Source organism: Microbulbifer maximicatervae (SeqCode), assembly GCF_052467505.1.
Window position 1 is genome coordinate 1,225,337 of the sequence record NZ_CP174313.1, and the last position, 21,798, is coordinate 1,247,134.

Sequence of the window (21,798 nt, forward strand, 5' to 3'; positions counted from 1 at the left end):
CTTCAATGGCACCGGATACCCAGTCTCTCAGGGAAGGTCGCAATGTCTATATTTGATCGCCCTGAACTCAAGGTTCAAAAAGACAGACGTATTTGCCGCGCAACTGATATGCGTATCGCCAAATATACCCGGCGCGGCATGGTGCTCTCCCTTTTTGCATTTCTGATCGCAGCCTCTATTGGCGACATGCGCCTAGAAGCTCCGCGCCTGTTATTAACAATGGGAATCGGCCTGGTAGTACTAACCCTGATCAGGGGATACTACGTTTTTCGCTTCGACCACCTGTATGGCTCGGGACCAAATCGTTGGCGCAATCGTTACTTCCTGTTCTCGATTATCGGCTCAGCCTGGTGGGGCATTACCTTATTTTACTTTGTCTATTTAATGGGGTTTGCGCCTGAGACCCACTTCCTGTGGATCTATTCGGTAATCTTTTGCTCCAGTGTCACCACCGTATTTTCCCCCTACCATCGTTTCCTGACTTGGTTCACCGCAACCTCACTACTGCCAGCAGCGCTAATGGCACTGTTCTCGGGCATGATCCTGGGGACCATCTACGGGACTCTCACCCTCGCTTTTATTTGGCTGACTGCCCACCAGGGCCGTCGCGAATCGGAGAACTATTGGGAGCGTCTGTCTGCGATGCAGGAGCTGCAACAGAGAGCGAGTAGCCTGGCTGCAGCCCGTAAACACTCTGAAGCTGCAGTTGAACTGACCAATGAGTTCATAGTTAATATCGGACAGGAATTCCGCAGTCAGCTGTCTGATTCCCTTGGTGCCTTAGCGCTGCTGGAAGCTGAGCCATTGAGTGACCGTCAGCGCGAATGGGTAGAGCTGGCCAAGGTTGCCAGTAGCCAGCAACTCAAACTGGTTGATAATGTGGGCTTGTTTACCCGGGTGGCTCGCAAAGATATTCGGTTGCGTCAGGGCCCCTTTAACCTGGTCAAGACTGTAGAAAAATCATTCAAGTTTGCAGCGAGAGCTGCCCACAGCCAGGAGTTAGAATTTAACTTCCAGATTGATGACAATCTCCCGGTGATGGTGACAGGGGATAATCGCAAAACGGCCCAGCTGATTCGCAATCTGGTGGACTCCGCTACTGGCATTGCCCAAAGAGGCGAGCTGTGGGGTGAGGTATCTTATAACCCGATCACCACAGTAGAAGGGCAGCTCTCGATCACTTTGATGGATGATGGGCGCGGTGAGATATTGCCGGACGAGAGCGAACTTTTCGGTGCCTTCTCCCGTATGGATACTACCCAGGTTACTACTGGCCTTGGGCTGTCGATAGCTAAAGGTTTAGCTGAAGCGATGGGCGGTTATCTACAGCTGCATTCAACGCCGGATGGCAACCGCTATCAGGTGGTGATCAAGTATTCTACAGAGCCAAATCAGCGAACCTACCTCACACCGGATAGGAAATTACAGGATATTGAAGTCCTGTTAATTCACCAGAAGGGCCTGTTTATTTCAGGTCTGGTGCAGGTGCTGCGTTCTTTTGGGATGGATGTAAAGTCCATCCGCTGGTGCGAAGGTTGCGAGTGCGAAGTCCAGCAGTTGCTGCGCCAAGCGGTAGAGCGCAACCAATTGGTAATGATGGCACCGGCAATGGGGGATTCGACTCTTTTCGACTCCATTACGCCTTTCTTTGAAGAGTCCCAAGGGGCAAAAGATAAAGAGAGTCGCCTGGTATGCCTGGGCGGCTTTGGCCAGAAAAGTGAGTTCACTCATTTGCAGCAACTCTTACCATCGGCACAGTATCTGAGTCGACCGGTGACCCGTAAAGAACTGCACGATGCGTTAGTGGGATTACTGTTTGGCGGTGCGAAAAGAAGCTGTCGAAGAGTGGTTACCGGTGGGGCGGATCAGCCGCGCCACTACTCATTGCTCTTGGTCGAGGAGTCTAGGCCTCATCAATGGGTGACTGAGGAAATGCTTCAGGCTCTGGGTTACCAGGTAGATATAGCGGTAGATGCGGATGATGCTTTAGTTCGCTTGTCTGAAGGTCATTATGATTTGGTGTTAGTGGACTGCCAGCAAAATACGGATCATAGTGCGCAGATTATCGAGATACTGCGTCGCTGGGAGTCTGAGCACCGCCCGGATGATCGCCTGCCTATTGTTGCTGTAACCAGTACTACTGAAGAGCAATTTGAGGGCCGTTGCCTGGCAGCAGGTATGGATGATTTTCTGACTAAGCCTCTGAGCAAGGATCTTCTTCGGGAAACCTTGGCGCGTTGGCTGGGTAGTGCTTAGCTTACAGAGCTTGCCTTAATGCTGAGTAAAAAGCTGTAAGTAAATGCGGCTTTTTTAATTCCAATCGCTCAACCTTTACGCCTTACTGCTTTTGAGGTGAAGAAGTTTAGCTCCAGAAAAGTAATTATCTCGGCAGCTATTGAAGGTAGAGAACCGGTTTCTGGAAAGACGAAACAAAAAAGGCCGCAGTAAACACTGCGGCCTTGCGGGGAAAGGTGGGATTAGAACTCGTAACGGATACCCATACGGGCGCTCCAAAGTGATGCTTCATTAACTCGGGTTTGCCCCGAAGTCTCATGAAAATCTTCAAAAACGTAGCGACCCTGATCATCAACACTGGCTGTTACTGCGGCTTGATAGCGTGGGAAGTCGGTCTGATACATTACGCCCCACTCATCATTTAGCAGGTTGCCCAGGTTCTCGATAACAAAGTATGCATTTACGCGATCTTCAGCGCGCCAACCTGGCAGCTCCTGATCAATACGCAAGTCGAACTTGGTCCACCAGTCGCTATTCAGAGAGTTGCGTTCCATGGTGCCGCTGTCCAGATCTTCTGATTCAACCCATGCAAAGAACTCTTCGGCACTAAAGCCATCCGCAAATACTACATTGGCGTCATCTGTTCCAGTAGGTACGTATAGAAGCGCGTTATCTCGACCAACAACACCTGACAGGTTGTTCCCCTTAAATGTATAGCTATAGGGCAAGCCTTCGTTAGCGCTACCGAACAGGGTGAAGCGCGTTTCGTAACCTGCAAAAAACTCTTGGGCGTAATCGAGCTTGAGAGTAAAGCGGTGCGGTACTACATAGTTGGAAGTGGCCGTACCTGGGTTCTCGGCGTCAGTAGTCGCGATAGTGGTGTAGTTGGAGTAGGCCACAGAGCTGGTCATCGGATTGACGTCTTCAGCTTCGGTGAAAGCATAACCAACTGCCACATTCAGTCCAAAGTCGAAAGATTTGCTCAGGCCAAGGGAGAGCACGCTGGAGAAACCAGAGTCCCCATCCACGTTGGTAAGCATAAAGTCTCCGCTACGGTCATTGGAGCTGTCATAAATTGCGCGACCATCTACGGTGGTGCCAGCCTGTTCAAGCGAGATATCTTGAACAATGGCGGCATCCTGGTAGTCACTGTACAGGTAATCGGCAGACAGTAAGTAGCCAGATTCAAATTCATAGCTAGCACCAATTGCATACTTCCAGACAGATGGGGTTTCGAAATCCGGGTCCATCAGGTTTACGCCGCCCGGGTAACCATCACCGCTGGCAACCTGATCGTAGAGGGACTGGGGGATATCGTAGATAGGATTGCCGCTGCCAGTCCAATCCATATCAAACAGGGAGGTGCCAGATCTATCCTGAGCCTCGACCTGTAATACGCCATTATTGGAATAATTGTTGGAAATCCAAACGTTGGGGTTGCCACCGGAGTAGAGTCCGACACCACCGTGAACCTCTAAGCTGTCATCGACGTTCCAGCTTAGACCCAAGCGCGGTTGCAACAGGTCCAGGCCGTCCATGGTGTGCTGGTTAGAGAAGCCGTAGGCTGCAGTAATATCAGAATTTTCCACCGGCTTATCATCACTGCTATAGCGGTCATAGCGCAAGCCAGCTACAACGGTCAGGTCCACGTCTGCAAAAGTGTATTCGTCTTGAATATATAAAGTATCAATGTCGTAGGCGAACTCTGCAGCAGCATCCAGAATATTATTGGTGCCGGTCGCATTTTCGTAGGTGATACGGCTAGGGGTGCCCGCTTCGAAGTCTTCTACACTGCTGAAGCGATACTCACCGGCGGCTTCCTGAATAAACAGGTTGTATACATCGAAGTTCTCGTGCTCGTAGCCGGCAGTCAGGTTGTGCTCACCCAGAAGAAGCTTGCCTGCAAGTTTAAAGGTTAGGTTATCGTAGCTGAGCTTGTTCGCATGACGGGAGTCGTCAGCACCCAGATAAACGGTTGCTTCAGAGGGAATGCCATCCCCGTTGTGATCGTTAGAAGTATAAATTTGCACTTCACCGAAGTCGGTGCCGCCGAGTGACAGCTGGCGATTATCTAGTTCAGAGTAACCAACCTTTATTTCAGTAGAAAAAATGTCACTCCAGTCAGAGAACATTTGTGCAACGTAAGAATTCAGCTCCGCACCGCGCTCGTAGTAGTGGTTGGAAAGCTCCAATTCGACGTCATCGCTATCAGATTCGGCGATAGAGAATCCATCGTTATAGTTGTAGGTGAACGATGCTCGGTGATAGTCAGATATATTCCAATCGAACTTAACCAGGAATTTCTCGTCTTCCTCTGGCAAGCTGGACGGAAGGCTACCGGGGTTGTAGTCGTATACTTCGTTGGAGATACGGATAATCTCATCCAGTTGCTCTTGGGATACACCCAGAACCTCAGTAGCCGCGCCGCTGCCGGCAGGGCCGCGGTAGAAGTTGGCTACACCTTCCAGTTTTTCGTAGGCAGCAAAGAAAAACAGCTTGTCTTCAACAATGGCACCGCCCAGGGTGGCGTTGTAACGTTTCTCATCAAAGCTGGGATTGGGAATATCATCCCCTTCGAGAGAGTCACCACGGAAGCCGTCATCAGTGTAATCATAGAAGAAAGAGCCGTGCCACTCGTTGGTACCGGACTTGGTAACAGCGTTGATATTACATGCGCTAAAGCCACCGTACTGTACATCAAAAGGTGCAAGCTCTACGGCTACCTGGTCTATGGCGTCGTATGAGAAAGGCATACGCTCAGTGGGATAGCCATTGCTGTTCAAGCCGAAGTTGTCGTTCATGCGAACGCCATCAACAGTCAGGCTGTTGAAGCGCGGGTTTGATCCGCCGCATTGAATGGAGTCTACGTTCGCTTCATCAATGTAAACGCGGGGGTCGAGGCGTAGGAGGTCTTTAATATCGCGGTTTACAGAAGGTGCGCTCGCCAGATCATCACTATTAAAGTGAGAAGATGGGCCGACAGCCAAGCGAGAATTGGTTATGGCTTGGCCAATTACGCTCACTTCTTCCAGGTTGGAGTTGTCTAAAGTTAAGGTTAGCGGCAGGGTATCGCCTACAGACAGGTAGATATTTTCTAATACCCGATTACCTTCGCCTGACTCTATAGTTACAGTGTAAGGTCCACCTACACGTAAGCCACTTAGGTTGAACTGGCCGGAATCGCTCACCTCTACAACCCGACGACTGTTTGAGGGGGTGTGAACTACCGTTACCTTGGCATCGCTAATTGTTTGCCCATTGCTACCGGTAATAGATCCGCGGATACCCGCTGCGGTTTCTTGTGCATAAGATACCTGCGCCATACTAGCTGCAGAGATAATCGCCGCGGATAACAATACGCGCGGGAACAGAGAAGGTTTCATAGCGTTTTCCTGGTCTAAAGAATTGCCAACTCAAGTGGCCCAAGTAATTATCGAGTTTTGCTCTTGCAACTTAGGTTCCAAGTTCCAATGGAGACTGTTATGTGATTTTTATTGGGTACTGTCTAAGAGCTGAAGCGATTATGTAGTGCACATATAAATAAATTATTACAGCCGTGAACTTGTCACATACTGGCGTTAAAGTACGCAGCAAATTCACTCTGGCGGACATGCCCAATGAGCATACGATTGATAATTGCCCGTATAGCAGTTGCATTATTTGGACTCACAGCTATGACACAAGCACACGCTTGGGGAGATGATGGTCACAGGGTCGTTGGAGAAATTGCATGGCATTACCTGGACCCGGAGGTAGCCGCCGAAATAGAGTTGCTCCTTGATGAAGTCGGTGAGCCGCACCTAGCTGAATCCACAACTTGGGCTGATCGAATTAGGTCTGATGAGACTTATAACTGGGCTGCGCCGCTTCACTATATAAACTTGTCTCGAGACTGGTCTGCTTATGTTGAGGAGCGGGATTGCCCAGCTGCAGGATGCATATTGAAGGCGATTCAAAGATATCAGGAAGTATTGGCCGATCGCTCGCGCACCAAGACGGAGCGTGCAGAAGCACTGATGTTTATCGCCCACTTTGTTGGCGACCTTCATCAGCCATTACATACCGGATTATTTTCAGATAAAGGGGGTAATGATGTGGAAGTCCAATTCTATGGGGTCGAAACGAATTTACACGCGCTCTGGGACATCCATATGGTCGCCCGTTTGTTTTTAGACTGGCAAGATTATGCTCAGGAGCAAACGGATAAAATTAGTGCGGCTGAGAGGCAGATCTGGCAGTCTACCTCGGCCGAAGTTTGGGCCCGGGAGTCTCATCACTTAGCCCATGGTCTCGCCTATACCAGCGAAACACAACTTGGGGAAAAGTACTTTCTGCGCTGTCAGGGTTCCCTTGAAAAGCGTTTGCAGCAGGGGGGAGTTCGCCTGGCCTCTGTTCTAAACAGTGCACTTGGTAACCCTGCGATCGATGTGGCTAATAAGTAAATTCTTTCTTGGGGCTCGCCTCAGTCTACGCAATTGCTGTGGTGAGCCAAAAGTGAAGTTTCAAAACCAGTCGAATTTTCCTCTTTTATCTTTGTTCTCTTGATGTCTATTGGTTAATTAATTGGAATGTCATCAATTTGTCCGATAAGCAATTGGTAATTGCCTAGAACTGTAGATATGTAAAGTTATCCATTTCGAAAGATGGCTGAAATTTGCAATCACTATCCCCATTTAAATGTTTGCTCAAGTAAGTAGGGGGGAGTGAAATCTTTAGCTCAAGTAGCTCGTGAGTAATGCGATTGAGCAGGTTGGAGAGGGAAAGTTAAAGGCGATTGTGGATGAGAGAGAGGATCTTTAGAGTAGCTTCCCCTCAGCCTTTTGAGTCTTCCTTATACAGGTATGCCTATAAAAGGAGTCCTTTATGCGGGAGTTTTTAGTATGTGAGTTCTCTTATGGTTGTTGTTTTGTAATTTCCTAATAATTTTCATGATTCAACTATACTTGGTGATAAGCAAATAATATCTAATAACTACTTTATATCCTTTCATATCTTGAGTTTTATTATGGACCCATTGGGTTGTTTGAGATTCTCTGATAAATTTTAGAGGATACATAACTCCTATTTTACTTTGCCTCTCAGTTATCCCTTCTCTTCAGCTTGAAATATTTCCCGTGTTGACACGGTAGTGCCAGATTTGGTATCAAATAATCTCGAGTTATATAGATGGTCTGTCAATTTTCATTAGGTCCTGAGTAATAAATATAATAATTCAGTGGCTTTAGCGATGAATTGAAAGAGTTCTTGATTTGTCAAAATATTAAATAACAATTTTGGCAAAAAAATTCATAGTCGTTATGGAGGATGTGGGCGATGAGCGGAAGAGGTTTTAATCCTAGGGCGTGTGGAGGATACTTTGCAGGTATTTGTTTTGTATCCAGTTTGAGGTCATACGGTTCTCTTTTTTCCAGGTTTTACGCGCAGTGGTGGAATAATGGTGGAGTGGAAAGTTCTCTGGGTAGAACATGGAATGGCCACACGGCATTAATATCAGGTCACAATGGTGTTATCGATACTATTGTAGGTTGGGACCCCAACAGTTCTTGGGATGCATTTAAAGGCTCAGTGGGCGGGCGTCACAATAGTATGAGGCCTATTGCTGGTCGTTGGCGTGATGACACAGGGATGAATGCAGACCCAACAGCTCAGTATTATGGCCTGCAAGTTAGCCAGACACAGCATGATAATTTCAGAGATTTTTTGCAGCAAGATCTTTTGGGTACCCAGGGTTTCGGGCCCCACCTCAATAATATCGGAGTCTCATACCATTATGCATTTGCCCCAGGAAAGTGGATGGAGCGTTTGAGTTCCCTAGAGGGGAATAATAATGGTCAGCTGCAAGTCATTTCCAACTGTTCAGATGCTGCCTTCCATGTGCTTGCAAGCTTTCTTTATGAGTGGCGAAAGGCAAATCTGGTAACCGAACTGGCATCTTTTATGAATAATGGGGATGAGAAAAATAAAAATATGTCCCAGGGGCGCTTGATGCAGTGGTCAAGCCAGATGGGGCCGTAGAGCAAATATACTTATCTGGTTGATGGGTGGTGTAACCGAATTAAAATTACACCACCTAATTATTAAGCAAGAGGTTAGTCTTAATAAATTATTTTTTGCGTAAGCCAAGTAATCAATAATTTGTTAGGCTGAAAGCTGGATCTAGGGAACTTCAATCCCCTTAGAGGCGGTCCATATTCTATACCACTGCTCTCTACTCAAATTGAGTTTCAGGCTTTCTATTGCCGACTGAACGCGCTCAATTTTTCCCGACCCCATAATTGCTAGGGGCTTGGAGGGAAAGCGCCGTACCCACGCATAGATTACCTGGTCAATACTGGTCGCCCCGATTTCCTCCTTGATATCTTCCAGGGTGATTCGTAACCGTGTTGCTTGGGTGCTTGATCCACTAAAAATTTCCCCTCCAGCTAAGCAGGACCAAGCCATAGGACGAATTCTATATTGTTGCAGTTGATCCAGAGTTCCATCCTCCGCAGCGCTAAAATTGATAGGATTAATCTCAACCTGATTTGTCACCAGTGGTGAACTCAGGCGGGACTGCAACAAATCAAATTGCTGGGAGGTAAAGTTGGAAACGCCGAAATGTAATACCTTACCGGACTTCTGCAGTTCGGCGAATGTGCTGGCAATTTCATCTGCATCCATCAAAACATCAGGTCGATGAAGAAGCAGGATGTCGATGTGCTCTACACCGAGGTGGGCTAAGGAGTTATTAACCGAGTGCTGAATATGTTCAGCGCTGGAGTCATAGTACTTAACTTTCCTGTTTGGATATTTTTCAGAAAGCAATTTGATATTGCATTTGGTGACAATCTCGATGTGATTGCGAACAGATCTATCCAGCTTAAGGGCCTCGCCGAATATCTGTTCGCAGGAGTAATCTCCGTAAATATCAGCATGATCTACGGTGGTAACCCCTTTATCTATATGTTGCTTTAGGAATGTCAGGCGCTCCTGAGGGCTTAAATTCCAATCACTCACACGCCAGTAGCCTTGGATCAACTCTGACAGTTCTGGTCCTTTTGGAGAAGCTAGCACTCTATTAACCACTGAATACCTACCTGATCGAAAAGCATTAGGGTATTCCTGTTCCTGTTGATACTCAACGCCTAAAGTAGAAGGGTAGGCAGCTCAAAGTCGCCATCGGTGTCATAAATGTCATTGAGTCATGTTGATCGTTGAGCTAGCTGACAACTGAAACCGGAGCAACTTTAGAGTCATTTCTCAATGCCCTGATGTTCTGAGGATCACTAAAGACGCTTGGGCTTTTACCTTCACAGGAGCACCGCATGGTTAGTACCGAGGAAAAAGTTTCCGGCTGGTTGATAATTACTTACTCAATTTTGATGTTATTGATATCCAGCGCAATATTGTTATTCCTATACGCAGTTTTTGGGAATTCAATTTTGAGTATGCCATTCAATATATTCAGTCTTGTGGGGTTGATGATAATACTGTTTGCGTCTTTGAATATTTTGGGGGTCTTTGCTGGCATTGCTGTCCTTTTGGATAAAAGGTATGCCCCAGAATTAGCTTTAATATTTTCAACAGTGAGTGTACTAAATATTCCGCTGGGCACTTTGGTCGGCGGTTTCTATTTATGGCTATATATTCATAAATATAAATAGCTCTTTTTGATGTTTGCAAAGCCTGTCTATTGTTAACAAGAGCCATTTTATCTCTGTAATAAATGCTGATTTTAACTTCGAAACGTACATAGGCTTTGGTTCTCTAAGTGGTACGCAAATAAATTACGATAGAAATAATTGAGAACAGGCAGCTCAAGTAGTTGTTTTAGCAGTCATCATGATTAACAATAGTGCCAGCGATATGTACACGATAGCTTTGGCAATAGCCAAAAAGAAATAAACAACAATAATGTAGTAGGTGTACGCATATGGAACTGGAAGTCTTGTGCCGGAGCTTTAAGCTCTTGTCTATTTTTTTGGTGCTAAATGTCATTCAAGGATGTTCTGAGCCTCCACAGGATAGTGAAAAAAGCCGGGCAATGTTGACCCAAAGAGCGCTGTCTCTTGCGCCCGCTGATCCGGAAATCGCTGAAATATATACTCGCACTTGCCGCAGCTGTCACAGCACTGGCGCCAGCGCCGCACCCCTTACCGGAGATTTAGCCAACTGGAAGCCCCGTATGGAGAAGGGGATGGATGTGTTGGTGGAAAATGCTATCAATGGGTTCCAGGGTATGCCGCCACTAGGCCTTTGTTTTGAGTGCTCCCCCGAGCAGTTTGAACAGTTGATTGTCTTTATGGCTACAGCGGAGTAAAGGATATGGGGTTCAATCGTCGCCAGTTTATTAATTCTATTGCGATCGGCTCCGCATCATTAGCGGCCGCGCCCATCTCATCAGTTGCACGCACCTTATTGCAAGCTGCAGCCCCACCGACAAAAAAAGCGGGAGTACGGTGGCGGAACTGGTCTGGTTCACAAGAGTGTCTGCCGGTCCATCGTCTGGCACCCAAAGATATTCCTGCACTGCAAACGATAATTGCGGAAGCGCAAGGTACGGTCAGGGCGGTAGGTGCGGGTCACTCCTTCACTGCACTGGTACCCACTGACGATACAATTATTTCATTGGGCCGTATTACTGGCGTCGCCGACCACGATTCCGACAAGGTCCAGGCGACAATCTACGCTGGCACCCGTGTAGCAGACATTGGCCAACCCTTAGAGGATATCGGTCAAGCACTGATTAACCAACCAGATATCGATGAGCAGACTTTAGGTGGTTGCCTGGCAACCGCGACCCATGGAACCGGTGCAGGCTTGGGTTGTATGTCCAGCTATGCAACGGGTATGGAACTGGTGACCGCAGGAGGGGATACGCTCTGGTGTGATGGTGAGCAAAACCCCGAGGTGTTCGCGGCAGCGCAAGTATCTCTTGGCAGCCTGGGTATGGTGACCAAGGTGCGTATGCAGAACCAGCCCAGCTACCGTTTGCGTCGTGAATCTTGGGTAGCGCCCCTGGAAGAGGTGTTGGATCAGGCTCCAGCACTGGCAGAGGCTAATCGGAACTTTGAATTTTACTATATCCCGTTTTCTGGGATGTGCATGGCTGATTCCCACCAGCCGACCACAGAGGAAATCTTCTCTACGGAGCGGGAAGATACTAATGAAGCAGTAATGACCCTGAAATCTGTGCGGGACTGGCTGGGTTGGTCACCGAAGTTGCGTCAGTTTGCGTTGCAAAATGCGATGGAAGATATCGAGAGGGAAGTTGTTGTCGAGTCCTCCTGGCGGAATTACGCCAGTGAGCGAAACGTACGTTTCAATGAAATGGAGTATCACTTGCCCCGCGAGGACGGTTTGAAAGCCTTCGCGGAAATACGTCGAACGATTGAGGAAAATAACCTGGATGTTTTCTTCCCTATCGAGGTGCGTTTCGTTAAAGCTGACGATATCTGGCTGAGCCCGTTTTATAAGCAAGATTCCGTATCCATCGCCATACACCGCTACTTTGAAGAGGACCACCTACCGCTGTTCCAGGCCATTGAGCCCATTATGCGCAAATATGGGGGCCGCCCGCACTGGGGCAAGTTAAACAAGCTACAAGGCTCGGACTTTGCCGAGCTCTACCCTCAGTGGCAGGATTTTCTTGAGGTTCGCCGAGAGCTAGACCCCAGTGGTAAGTTCTTAAACCCCTATCTGAAAACGCTTTTTACCTGAGCAACGCTGCTCAGCAGTGAACCCTCAAAGAGGAAAGCACAATGGATATCAAGCGACGAAAGCTAATACTAGGTGGGGTCGCGTTAGGAGCGGTGGCAGGTGTCGCCGTTCTTCGCCCTAAAGCGCAAGGGCAGGGAGGGCACAGCGAATACTTCTCCAGTGTTTCTAAAGCTCTGGATAATGCCGGTTTTTCTGGTCCCACCTTAGTCGTAGACCTGGAGAATCTGCAAAAGAACGCCGATATATTAGCCGGCCACCTCAGGGGTTACTATGACTACCGGGTAGTGGCTAAATCTTTGCCCTCGCTAAACCTGCTGGACGCTATTACTCAGCGAACAAATACCAATCGCATCATGGTATTCCAGCTGCCATTTTTACAGCAACTAGTTAAATCTTATCCAGCGAGTGATATTTTACTGGGTAAACCTCTCCCGATTACTGCGGCAAAGGCCTTTTATTTTAGCACTAGGGCGGATCATTTTGATCCTACGCGGCAGTTACAGTGGCTGGTTGACAGCCCCCGCAGACTTAATCAATACGCCGATCTGGCGCGATCGCTCAAACAATCCTTGCGAATTAATATCGAGATTGATGTAGGCCTACACCGGGGTGGCATTGCCAGTGCGGAAGATCTCTCCGCGATGCTCGGTATCATTCAGCGGGAACCCTATTTGGAATTTTCCGGTTTTATGGGTTACGACGCCCACGCCGCAAAAATGCCAGGTGTTCTCGGTGGACCTGAAAAGGCAATCACTCGGGGGTTGGATATTTACCAAAGCAGGGTGGAGCAAGCTAAGATCCAGCTGGGAAGTGCATTCCCGAAGGTGGCCACTTTGAACGCTGCCGGTAGCCCAACCTACCAACTGTACAAATCCCGAGCAGACCGGGCTCCCTGTAACGAGATTGCCGCTGGCTCGTGCCTGGTTAAACCGGTGGGCTTTGATATTCCCACTCTGTCTGATCATTTACCAGCGGCGTATATCGCAAGTCCTGTATTGAAGAAACTGTCACAGACACAGATACCCGGCATAGAAGGGCTCACCGGACCCTTTAGTTGGTTGAACCCAAATCGGGAGCATAGCTTCTTTATATCTGGCGGCTATTGGAAGGCGGAGCCAGAATCACCAAAAGGTCTATCGATCAACCCCATCTATGGCCGCTCCAGCAACCAAGAAATGCTGAATGGCTCAAAAAAGGTACTGCTGAATGAAGACGACTGGGTCTTTCTCCGGCCCACACAGAGTGAGTCCGTGTTCCTGCAGTTTGGTGATATTGCGGTCTATAGCAAAGGCGAGATAGTGGATCTCTGGCCGGTAATGAGTAATTCCTGAGGATTCAGCTCCTGCAATGGAGTAAGTACAAACTTGTTTAATAAACGTACTGACCTTAGTGACGGGTATACAACAAGTCTTGGAGATATTGATGATCTATGAAGTTGTTTTGGTGTTAAACACGATTTGGTTTCTGATGGGATTTAACGTTTTCTCTTTGAGGAACCATATATTTGCGAAGTTACTGGTACCCAGGGAACAAAGGGATACCCCCGTATTTAATATCTTGGCAGAATCGGGAAAATTTCTGGGTGGTTTTAACCTGTCGTTGGCGCTACTCAATATACTACTGCTAATCAGCCCCTCAGTATTTGCTACGGAGGTGCAACGCGCTACGTTGCTGCTGGTGTTTGCTGTCACTCACGGAACACAGTTTATTTACAATGTTCCGGTAGCCCTACAAAACCGAAAAGGTGAAGGGCCGTGGCAAGTTAAAGGCGTGATGCGTTTTATTTTTATCACTGACTTTATAATGATGTCACTGAATCTAATAGCCGCACTTTGGATACTCCTCTAAATTTTAAACCCTATGAAATTCGGTCACGATGCTTGTTGTGGCCGATAATGATCAGCATGCCAAATCAGTAGTGAGAATGTCATTGCTAAAGTCGGTGGGCGAACTTTAATTTCTACAAAAAGCGTCGGCGTATAATGTCTCTATTGCAGTTATTGGGTCAAACTAAATAGGTACCCAATAATGTGTCGGCGGTGTTTATATTGGTTTTCGCCGGACAAAATTTGAGTCATTTCTTACGGCGCAGTACACAGGTGGTTGTGTCCTCAGGATTGCTGATATTATATTCAGGGCTTGGGAGGGATTGTTAGTTTTCCCCCAGTTTAACTATTTGCTTATCTGATTTCAGGCAGATAGTTTCCCTCGCTTTCCAAGTTTATAAGTTGACAACTAGTTGCTAACGGAATTTCCTCAATTACAGGGACGACATAATGTACTTTAGAGTTAGTTCTGCGGGGTATGATATTTCAGGCGATATTGATTGGTTTGCGAGCTCTAAGCCTTTCAATCCTCCACAAGGGATTGTGCATAGATCACTGCATAACTAAGCAGGAGTTATAGGTCCATTGCCAGGAGATATGGCTCGCTCCGCTATGGGGCTAATTAGCGGTGATTTGGGAGCAATAATTGGGGATCGAGATTCTGGATTGGGGCGCAGCTGGGAGAGACTTCACCTAATTGGAGTAAGCGCGGGTATTTTACATGAACGCCGTTACTCTAATTACAATACGATCATTGGCAGTCATGGTCTCAATACTGCGATGATCCCCTTTGAGGGTATTGCGAACTGGGTCTTAAACCAAAATCGTAAATTTTTCTATATTGTCAATGTGGACAAACAAAAAGTACTTAACTTTACGGATCGAAATGGAAACGTCAGAGTAGAATTTGTACCCACGAAGCTCCGTCAGGCCATCACATATACATCGGAGCTGGACCCTAATATTTGGATTACTATACGGCAAGAACACCATGACTCTCGGACGGCAAGTTTAGCTGATAATCAAGCTATTGATTACAGTGCAAGTATTACTGATGAGCTGAAAATGAAGAAAAGTAATTGGGAGCGTATTCGGGGTCGAATAGCCGCCATTGATCAACAGATTATTGATTGCCAAAATAATGCTCGCTGGAATCTGATAGACCTTTGACTTCTTGCTGATAATTATGTTGAAAACAATAATCTGATTATATAGTTTGTGACTAATTATGGTAACTTGGCGAATTAAGGCGGCCCGATTCATAAGAGATTAGCTAGATTAATGAATTAGTATAAAAGGGGTTTATATATTGCTTCTCTGCGCTTATCCAAGTAACCGATAAATAGCGAGCTAAATGCCGATATTTTAATGGTCACTCTTAGAGTCACCTACTTTGACTTAAGTGTTGAGCAACATGCGATTCAGTGGCGTGATAGGATAGCTAATAAGGGCCGCTTACTAGACTCAGTAGGTATCTAAAATTAACCACCGAAGTAACACTTAAATTGGGTATGTAAATACCTCAGGCATATTAGGTATAATCAAATGAACAAATATCAACAATATGTTAATATTTTCATGAATTCCTAGAATGCTTATAGGTAGCTACGAGCATCTGGTAGTAATTGAGATGGATAAGGGCTGGCGATGTAGTACGATCCTGTGATCTGGTTCAGGATATCGAAAAGCTCATCCTTGAAGTATCATTTGGGTTTGTTGAGTATGAGAATTCTAAAGGTTTTGGTCATATCGGGCTCGATTCTGTCCACTGGTTGTACAGTTTTTCTTGGGGAGCCGGACACTAGAGTTAAGCGATTTGGTGATTGGGAGCTTTGCACAAAGCTGGCCGATAAAACTTTTAAATATCATTCTCAATGGCACTGGGCTATAGCCAATGAGATTAAGGCTAGGGACCTGGGGACTTCACAGAGATGTAAGTCAACGTATACCGCAAGGATGAATCGTTTTACGGCTAGAAGCGTGATTAAGTCTGTATCATTTGAGGATGCTTTGAACCATAACTTTGAGTAAATCCAATATATGCCAGCTATCAAGCGTCCTTTATTTGTAGTTGACGATGGCTGGTAATACCCACCACATGGATTTGTATACCTCTTTCAAATCAAGCTATTTAAAGCGCGTGATTGGATAGTATTACCAAGTCTTATACTGGGGGAGTAGGGCGGTGTTGTTGTTTCAACAGCACCCACGAGTGTGGCTTGGTGTAGTGAAAGTTACATCTCCACCAGCTTCTGAATGCACTTTTATTAATAGCTGAGATATAGCTGCATACAAGTATGTTCTTAGCTTTGAAGGCAGGATTGGCAACTTGGTTAATGTAGTACTTCCGTTGGAGTAGTTGGATATATCGTATATAGATAGTTAATAGCCAAGGCAACTACAGCTTCTTCGGCGTTGAACCACTGGGGTAGAAGGGTTTCTAGTCGCATACAGGCTTCAAGGTAGCCTTTTTGGGTTGACCATCATCATGACGTTGAAATACCTGATTTGCTGCTTTGGATATCTGCCGCCATTTTTTCATGTCTGGGCCTGTAGGTATGCGAGAGTGGATGCTAAGCATTATTTTTACGGTTATCTGCTGTCTTTCAAGTGATATAGATGGCTAGGAGTACCCGGATTCACGGATAACGGCTTTAGATGTTATTGCTAAGTAGACACCCGAGGTAAAAACGGGCTTCCCGCTCTGTTGGTCTTCGGCTTTATAAGGGTTAGTGAAGATAATGAAGGTTAGAGATTGGAGGGCGCCTACCTTCCAGTAGTATTTTTCGGGTAGGCGAAATTATTAATTAAATTGCTGAACTTCAAAAAAACCTAAAAGCTCGTCCTTTCGACCAATATTTTGTGTATAAAAGGTCCACTGACCACTATCATCTCGAACCCCGAATACCCGTGCACAGGTATCGTAGTATGCGGTACCAAGTTTTGCTTGCTTTTTCTTGAAGTTTGCTCCTTTTCTACCTCCTTTGGGGCCACCTATTGAAAGTCGCCTCTCCCCGGTTACATCGGGAGTTTTTACCATCATCTCCAGCTCATCTCTTTGCTTGCTCCCGTCCCCCCTTGGGAAACATCACCTGCAACATGGATAACCGTTACACTTTTACTCTGGTCGTCATGGAACTTGAAGGTCATTCGACAATTACTGAGGTGAGAGGTAAAGAAGTAAGGGGGACTTTTACTATTCAGAGTTACAGGCACAGCTTTTTGTCGAGCCCAGGTGAGATATGTTGCTTTCTTGCCAGAATTTCCGCTTTTTACCATCATGATTTTGTTGGGTTTTACAAACTCAAAATCAAACTCAATTTCGTAGGCTCCTGATTTACTGTCGAAGGCCTCTGTATTAAAGTCGAGCTCATAGGTTTTAAAGGCTAATTCAACATCTTTTTCTAATAAGCTGATAAAGTCATCATAACTTGGCATGGCTCAATCCTTATGTCGCCGGCTGTTTTGATATAAATGGTTTGCCTTGGTTTATTGGTACTAGCTCTGTAGTGGTCTAATCCTTCCGGACACTTCGCTAAGATGGTAAAACTACCAAGCGAGGTGAAGTATGACAACAAAAGGTACACGTCGGCATTTCAAGCCGGAATTTAAGAAAGACGCCGTAGCGCTAGTCTCTGAGCAAGGGTATTCAATTTCTAAAGCAGCAGAGGCTGTAGGAACAACAGCCAATAACCTGCGACGCTGGATAAAGGAACTGAAGCAGGAAGAAGACGGTGTGAGGTTGGATGTAGGTGAGCGTGCAGAATTAGAGCGATTACGATGTGAAAATAAGCAGTTGCGGATGGAGAAAGAAATCCTAAAAAAGGCCAGCGCCTTCTTTGCGAAAGAAATGAAATAAAGTACAGCTTTATTGAAAAACAGCAAGGCAGCTTTCCTGTTAGGGTGCTCTGCCGGGTAATGCAGGTAAGTAAGTCTGGTTATTACGATTGGTGTTGCCGTGGTAATAGCTCAATAGATGCTCAAACATGGCAACTATGCCATCGTTTGAAGGCCCTATTTGCAGAATCTAGACAGAGCCTGGGAAGTCGTCGGTTAATGAAGCTGTTACGTAAAGAAGGCTTTGAAGTTGGGCGCTATCGAGTCCGCAAGCTCATGAAAAAGCTAGGCTTGGCAGTAAAGCGCAAGAAGCGATTTACACTGACGACAGACAGTAAACATCACCTGCCGGTCGCAGAGAACCTTCTGAATAGGGAGTTCTCACCGAGTGCTAAAAATCAAGTTTGGACGACTGATATTACATATATTTGGACTTCGCAGGGCTGGTTGTACTTGGCGGTAGTGATTGATCTCTATTCGCGCCGGATTATTGGTTGGCATCTAGATCGGAAGATGGAAACGGCCCTGGTAACTCGTGCGTTGATGATGGCTGTCAATTTGCGTACGCCCCCAAAAGGTCTCCTGCATCACTCTGATCGTGGCAGTCAGTATGCCAGCCATACCTACCAAACGTTATTGAGTCAGCATGGGATGGTGTGTTCAATGAGCCGTAAGGGAAATTGTTGGGACAACGCACCGACTGAACGTTTCTTCAGCAGCCTGAAGCGGGAGTGGGTAACGGGAAACCTTTATCCGACAAGGGAGGATGCGGTAGCAGATGTAAGAGCCTATATTGCTTATTACAACTCACGAAGAATACATACAACACTGGGAGACCTAGCCCCTATCGAATTTGAGAAATGTGCTTAAAGAAGTGTCCGCTTGGAGTTGACCACAACACTCTCCCTTTTAGTTACTCATAGATAAATATACTTTTGGCATAATTTCTATCTTTCAACCTAGCATATCCCCCATTATGCTTCCAAGAAAATCTACGGGTAGCTTGAAATAGATCAATTTTTATTTTTCTGTGAGGTTGTTATATGTCCAGTGTGTTGGTGACTCGGGATATAAGTTTGTAATCGAATATAAATCTCTTCGAATAGTAACGAGAGAAAAGTGATTCTCTAATGGCGATCTTAATCAAATCAGTATCAGTGATCGATATGATTTAAATAGTAAAGCAAGGGGTTTTAGCTTTCTTCTATCGCCCATTCAAATTTTCATAGATAAAATCTACGCAAAGCTTTATTTTGGGGGTTTGGTATTTAGTGCGCTCATAAAGAAGAAATACTCCCAGATCGCCACCGGGGCTGACTGAGACTTTACCCTCGCAAGGTACCTGTACAAGCTCCCCTGTATCTAGATAGTTACAAATACTCCAGGAAGGTACGCAGAACATACCGCGGTGATTGAGGGCGGCTGCTGTTAATGCTTTACCGTTATTGCTGATAACTTTTGGGGTCAACTTCAGGGGCTCCCAGTGCTCGTCATTGAGTATGTACCACTCAATGACGCCACGTGGCCCCCGGTATTGCAAGGTAGCAATTGACTCAATCGCCGACTTGTTTAAGGGGAGGCTATGCTCCAACTTGTCGATAAACTGCGGTGTAGCTACAAGGGTGAACTCATTATCCGATAGGCGTTTGGCAATAACATGCTCATCCGGGGCAAACCCTCCGCGAATCGCAATATCAATGGGATCTTTTCCTAACTGGGACAAGTCATCGTTATAGGTTAAGTCGAATACGATGTTGGGGTAACGTTGGGCAAACTTCTCAAGAAGGGGGGTTAAATGCTGCTCTCCATAAGTTGGAAGACAGCTGATACGTATCAGACCTTTGGGCGCTTCAAATGTATGGCTAACCAGTTCATCAGCCTGTTCAAGCTGGCGAATTGCTTTACTTATCATCGAATAGTAGAGCTTGCCGAGCTCAGTAACCTTGACTTGGCGGGTACTGCGTTGCAGTAACTCCACTCCTAAGGACTGCTCCAGATCTTTTACGCGGCGGGAGATTGATGAGGCGGGAACCTCAAATTCTTCAGCAACTGCAGTAAAGCTATTCAGTTCTACCACCCGCTTGAAGTAACGCAATGCTCTGATTTTGTCCATAATCAACTTCTAACTGTCTGTCATCGTCTCAAAATATTCCCCATTATTGCCAAAATGACAAAAGACTTATACCTATTACCACCTGTTTTTATGATGGCAGTATGGGCACTATCGCTTTCAATGTTTGTGTTGAACCGATTGTTAGGATGACCAATGATAGCTTTGAAAATGACTCGCTATGGGGATATTGATAGCAGCCTGGAGTTTCAGTCAGCTGAGGTTCCCACCCCCAAGGCTGGTGAAGTTTTGCTTCGGGTGCATGCGGCTAGCGTAAATCCAGTTGATAATATGATGTTGCGGGGGGAGCTTAAATCGGTACGAAAGGAAGTATTTCCGGTTGGTATTGGCCGGGATGTCAGTGGTGAAGTTGTAGCAGTGGGGGATAATGTTGCTGGATACAGTGTAGGGGACCTGGTGTTTTCCAGGGTGGGGGAGGATCATGTGGGCACTATTGCAGAATATCTCACCGTTAGTGTTTCCCACCTGGCTGCAAAGCCCGAAAACTTGTCACACAGTGAAGCGGCGGGTATTCCGCTTGTTGGGCTGACCTCCTATCAGTCTTTGATCAAAGTTGCGGGCTTGAAGTCCGGAGAGAAAGTGCTGATACATGCAGGCTCAGGTGGTGTTGGCTCTATGGCGATCCAATTGGCGAAGTCTGTAGGCGCCTATGTGGTGACTACAACAAGTAGCGCGAATGTGGAGTGGGTGAAAGCACTCGGTGCCGACCTTGTTATTGATTATAAAAAAGATGACTACCGGCGATTACTATCTGATATGGATGTCGTATTCGATACTTTGGGTGGTCAGTATGCTTTGGATGCATTTCAGGTCCTGAAAATCGGTGGGCGTGTTGTCTCAGTTAAAGGGGCTTTAGATCCGCAGACAGCTGAAGAGCTTGGGCTAGGTTGGTTGCTCCGCAAGCTATTGGCGCTTAAGTCGCGAAAGCTGATGAAGGCCGCGAAGGAAAAGTCCGCGCTCTATAGAATGGTTATTATGGAAGCTAGTGGAGAGCATCTGAGTGAGCTAGGAAATTTGTACCAACAGAAGATACTATCCCCGGTGATAGACAAGATCTATTCTTTAGAGCAAGGCAAAGAAGCTTTCTCATATCTCGCTTTGGGACGCGCTAAAGGCAAGGTGATTGTATCAGTTATAGCCAGTTAATAAGAGTTGAAACGATCAATAAGTGTCAGTGCCGCCTTGAGATATAATGGCGCGCTGGCTCTTGTCTGTCTCTGTGCTTTTTAAACTTTGCATCTACCTTATTATTGAGGTTGCACTAGAGAAATTGATATTATTGAGTTTTCGTAGATGACACACCTATGTTCAATTGATCTTCATAAAGTCTGATATATCGCTATAAAGGGTTACGATCTGGGTTGGATAGAGAATGTATATGAAAGTGTGTCGACTATATTCGAAATAGAATGACTCTAGTACATGGCGAAATAGACCTATTAACTGCAATTACTAATGTCGGGCTGGCTCTGGTCGCATTTATTGGCGCCCTTTATTTGTTGGTGTTTGTAAGGAGGAAGCAGTGGAAAAGAAGTATTTGGCTTATTTTTTTCACTATCATGTTCATAGCCTCATTAGTGGCAGCTATCTATCACGGGTTTGAAATCCCTCCATATTTTCGAGTTTGTTTATGGTATGGAGTGCTTGTTTTACTTGGTTTACTAATTTCTTCTTTTGTTCTTGCGGTTAGCGTAGATTTGGTGAATGAAGGTTTTTCCAAACGGGCTATTTTTCCAGTATTATTTATTTTTCTGATAGTTTTTGTTTTCTCGTTTTCACTTAAAGATAAAATTTTTGCCTTTGCTGTTTATCAGTTTTTAATCAGTGCAGTGGCTTTTATAGGGTATTCTATATTAGCCTTAAGGAGACAAAGCTCACCGCGTGGCAGTTGGTTTATGGCACTTGGCTCGATAGTTAGTATTGTTGCAATGGCTGTCCAGTTAGATGGAAGTTTATCAGTCAGTATCATTTGGGACCTTAATCACAATATTATCTATCATTTTGTCCAAGCGTTTGGTGTTGTACTCTTTATTTTGGGTTTACGTAGATTCTACTCGGAGAAATAGTAGG

17 protein-coding genes are annotated in these 21,798 nt (G+C 46.1%); 12 read left to right on the forward strand and 5 right to left on the reverse strand.

Translation table 11 applies throughout. From position 1 onward, the window contains the following. Window positions 1–42 precede the first annotated feature (42 nt). On the forward strand, window positions 43–2,256 hold the full coding sequence (locus ACJJIN_RS05540; protein WP_444897210.1) for a hybrid sensor histidine kinase/response regulator: 2,214 nt from the start codon (window positions 43–45) through the stop codon (window positions 2,254–2,256). 221 nt (window positions 2,257–2,477) lie between these two features. Here the strand turns inward: ACJJIN_RS05540 and ACJJIN_RS05545 are convergent, their stop codons facing one another. Further along, the gene (locus tag ACJJIN_RS05545) at window positions 2,478–5,618 is read right to left on the reverse strand and encodes a TonB-dependent receptor (RefSeq protein ID WP_444897211.1); all 3,141 of its coding nucleotides are present in this window, start codon (window positions 5,616–5,618) and stop codon (window positions 2,478–2,480) included. Window positions 5,619–5,909: 291 nt separating this feature from the next. Here ACJJIN_RS05545 and ACJJIN_RS05550 point away from each other — a divergent pair, with 291 nt between their 5' ends. Both ACJJIN_RS05550 and ACJJIN_RS05555 read left to right on the forward strand, forming a co-directional pair. Continuing rightward, window positions 5,910–6,677, forward strand: coding sequence for a S1/P1 nuclease (locus tag ACJJIN_RS05550; protein WP_444897212.1), 768 nt, complete (start codon window positions 5,910–5,912; stop codon window positions 6,675–6,677). A gap of 1,000 nt (window positions 6,678–7,677) precedes the next feature. Further along, window positions 7,678–8,250 (forward strand): hypothetical protein, encoded by a 573-nt coding sequence (locus ACJJIN_RS05555; protein ID WP_444897213.1) that lies wholly within the window; start codon window positions 7,678–7,680, stop codon window positions 8,248–8,250. Between the two features lie 141 nt (window positions 8,251–8,391). Here ACJJIN_RS05555 and ACJJIN_RS05560 read toward each other — a convergent pair whose 3' ends face one another. Next, window positions 8,392–9,300: an aldo/keto reductase gene (locus tag ACJJIN_RS05560; protein ID WP_444897214.1), complete on the reverse strand. Its 909-nt coding sequence runs from the start codon at window positions 9,298–9,300 to the stop codon at window positions 8,392–8,394. Between the two features lie 239 nt (window positions 9,301–9,539). Between ACJJIN_RS05560 and ACJJIN_RS05565 the strand changes: the two genes are divergently transcribed. From ACJJIN_RS05565 to ACJJIN_RS05590, 6 genes are all read left to right on the forward strand, one after another. Next, window positions 9,540–9,878, forward strand: coding sequence for a hypothetical protein (locus ACJJIN_RS05565; protein WP_444897215.1), 339 nt, complete (start codon window positions 9,540–9,542; stop codon window positions 9,876–9,878). Window positions 9,879–10,147: 269 nt separating this feature from the next. After that, window positions 10,148–10,534 (forward strand): c-type cytochrome, encoded by a 387-nt coding sequence (locus ACJJIN_RS05570; RefSeq protein WP_444897216.1) that lies wholly within the window; start codon window positions 10,148–10,150, stop codon window positions 10,532–10,534. A gap of 5 nt (window positions 10,535–10,539) precedes the next feature. Continuing rightward, entirely contained in the window at window positions 10,540–11,934 is a 1,395-nt protein-coding gene (locus ACJJIN_RS05575) for an FAD-linked oxidoreductase, L-gulonolactone oxidase family (protein WP_444897217.1), read from the forward strand. A gap of 41 nt (window positions 11,935–11,975) precedes the next feature. Next, window positions 11,976–13,265 (forward strand): DSD1 family PLP-dependent enzyme, encoded by a 1,290-nt coding sequence (locus ACJJIN_RS05580; RefSeq protein ID WP_444897218.1) that lies wholly within the window; start codon window positions 11,976–11,978, stop codon window positions 13,263–13,265. 91 nt (window positions 13,266–13,356) lie between these two features. Beyond that, complete coding sequence (locus ACJJIN_RS05585; RefSeq protein ID WP_413665710.1) at window positions 13,357–13,782, forward strand: hypothetical protein; 426 nt, start codon at window positions 13,357–13,359, stop codon at window positions 13,780–13,782. A gap of 575 nt (window positions 13,783–14,357) precedes the next feature. Continuing rightward, complete coding sequence (locus ACJJIN_RS05590; protein WP_444897219.1) at window positions 14,358–14,930, forward strand: hypothetical protein; 573 nt, start codon at window positions 14,358–14,360, stop codon at window positions 14,928–14,930. Window positions 14,931–16,563: 1,633 nt separating this feature from the next. Here ACJJIN_RS05590 and ACJJIN_RS05595 read toward each other — a convergent pair. Together ACJJIN_RS05595 and ACJJIN_RS05600 are read right to left on the reverse strand one after the other, a co-directional pair. Next, on the reverse strand, window positions 16,564–16,803 hold the full coding sequence (locus tag ACJJIN_RS05595; RefSeq protein ID WP_444897220.1) for a hypothetical protein: 240 nt from the start codon (window positions 16,801–16,803) through the stop codon (window positions 16,564–16,566). Next, the gene (locus ACJJIN_RS05600; protein ID WP_444897221.1) at window positions 16,800–17,198 is read right to left on the reverse strand and encodes a hypothetical protein; all 399 of its coding nucleotides are present in this window, start codon (window positions 17,196–17,198) and stop codon (window positions 16,800–16,802) included. Before ACJJIN_RS05600 ends, ACJJIN_RS05595 begins: the two co-directional genes overlap by 4 nt. Before the next feature lie 130 nt (window positions 17,199–17,328). Between ACJJIN_RS05600 and ACJJIN_RS05605 the strand changes: the two genes are divergently transcribed. After that, window positions 17,329–18,467 (forward strand): IS3 family transposase gene (locus ACJJIN_RS05605; RefSeq protein ID WP_444897222.1). Its coding sequence is split into 2 segments (ribosomal slippage): window positions 17,329–17,578 and window positions 17,578–18,467, totalling 1,140 coding nucleotides; the frame shifts between segments, so codons are not numbered across the junction. Window positions 18,468–18,801: 334 nt separating this feature from the next. On the opposite strand, the gene ACJJIN_RS05610 is transcribed toward ACJJIN_RS05605, so the two are convergent. Further along, window positions 18,802–19,710, reverse strand: a complete 909-nt coding sequence (locus tag ACJJIN_RS05610; RefSeq protein WP_444897223.1) for a LysR family transcriptional regulator — start codon at window positions 19,708–19,710, stop codon at window positions 18,802–18,804. A gap of 153 nt (window positions 19,711–19,863) precedes the next feature. Here ACJJIN_RS05610 and ACJJIN_RS05615 point away from each other — a divergent pair, with 153 nt between their 5' ends. Continuing rightward, window positions 19,864–20,874 carry an NADP-dependent oxidoreductase gene (locus ACJJIN_RS05615; protein WP_444897224.1) on the forward strand — a complete coding sequence of 337 codons (1,011 nt, stop codon included), beginning with the start codon at window positions 19,864–19,866 and terminating at the stop codon, window positions 20,872–20,874. Between the two features lie 263 nt (window positions 20,875–21,137). Continuing rightward, entirely contained in the window at window positions 21,138–21,794 is a 657-nt protein-coding gene (locus ACJJIN_RS05620; RefSeq protein WP_444897225.1) for a DUF6962 family protein, read from the forward strand. Window positions 21,795–21,798 lie beyond the last annotated feature (4 nt).

Coding starts and splice junctions, on each gene's coding strand:
- ACJJIN_RS05540 (WP_444897210.1), top strand. CDS start 43: ATGTCTATATTTGATCGCCCTGAACTCAAGGTTCAAAAAGACAGACGT.
- ACJJIN_RS05545 (WP_444897211.1), bottom strand. CDS start 5,618: ATGAAACCTTCTCTGTTCCCGCGCGTATTGTTATCCGCGGCGATTATC.
- ACJJIN_RS05550 (WP_444897212.1), top strand. CDS start 5,910: ATGACACAAGCACACGCTTGGGGAGATGATGGTCACAGGGTCGTTGGA.
- ACJJIN_RS05565 (WP_444897215.1), top strand. CDS start 9,540: ATGGTTAGTACCGAGGAAAAAGTTTCCGGCTGGTTGATAATTACTTAC.
- ACJJIN_RS05570 (WP_444897216.1), top strand. CDS start 10,148: ATGGAACTGGAAGTCTTGTGCCGGAGCTTTAAGCTCTTGTCTATTTTT.
- ACJJIN_RS05575 (WP_444897217.1), top strand. CDS start 10,540: ATGGGGTTCAATCGTCGCCAGTTTATTAATTCTATTGCGATCGGCTCC.
- ACJJIN_RS05580 (WP_444897218.1), top strand. CDS start 11,976: ATGGATATCAAGCGACGAAAGCTAATACTAGGTGGGGTCGCGTTAGGA.
- ACJJIN_RS05585 (WP_413665710.1), top strand. CDS start 13,357: ATGATCTATGAAGTTGTTTTGGTGTTAAACACGATTTGGTTTCTGATG.
- ACJJIN_RS05590 (WP_444897219.1), top strand. CDS start 14,358: ATGGCTCGCTCCGCTATGGGGCTAATTAGCGGTGATTTGGGAGCAATA.
- ACJJIN_RS05595 (WP_444897220.1), bottom strand. CDS start 16,803: ATGATGGTAAAAACTCCCGATGTAACCGGGGAGAGGCGACTTTCAATA.
- ACJJIN_RS05600 (WP_444897221.1), bottom strand. CDS start 17,198: ATGCCAAGTTATGATGACTTTATCAGCTTATTAGAAAAAGATGTTGAA.
- ACJJIN_RS05610 (WP_444897223.1), bottom strand. CDS start 19,710: ATGGACAAAATCAGAGCATTGCGTTACTTCAAGCGGGTGGTAGAACTG.
- ACJJIN_RS05615 (WP_444897224.1), top strand. CDS start 19,864: ATGATAGCTTTGAAAATGACTCGCTATGGGGATATTGATAGCAGCCTG.
- ACJJIN_RS05620 (WP_444897225.1), top strand. CDS start 21,138: ATGACTCTAGTACATGGCGAAATAGACCTATTAACTGCAATTACTAAT.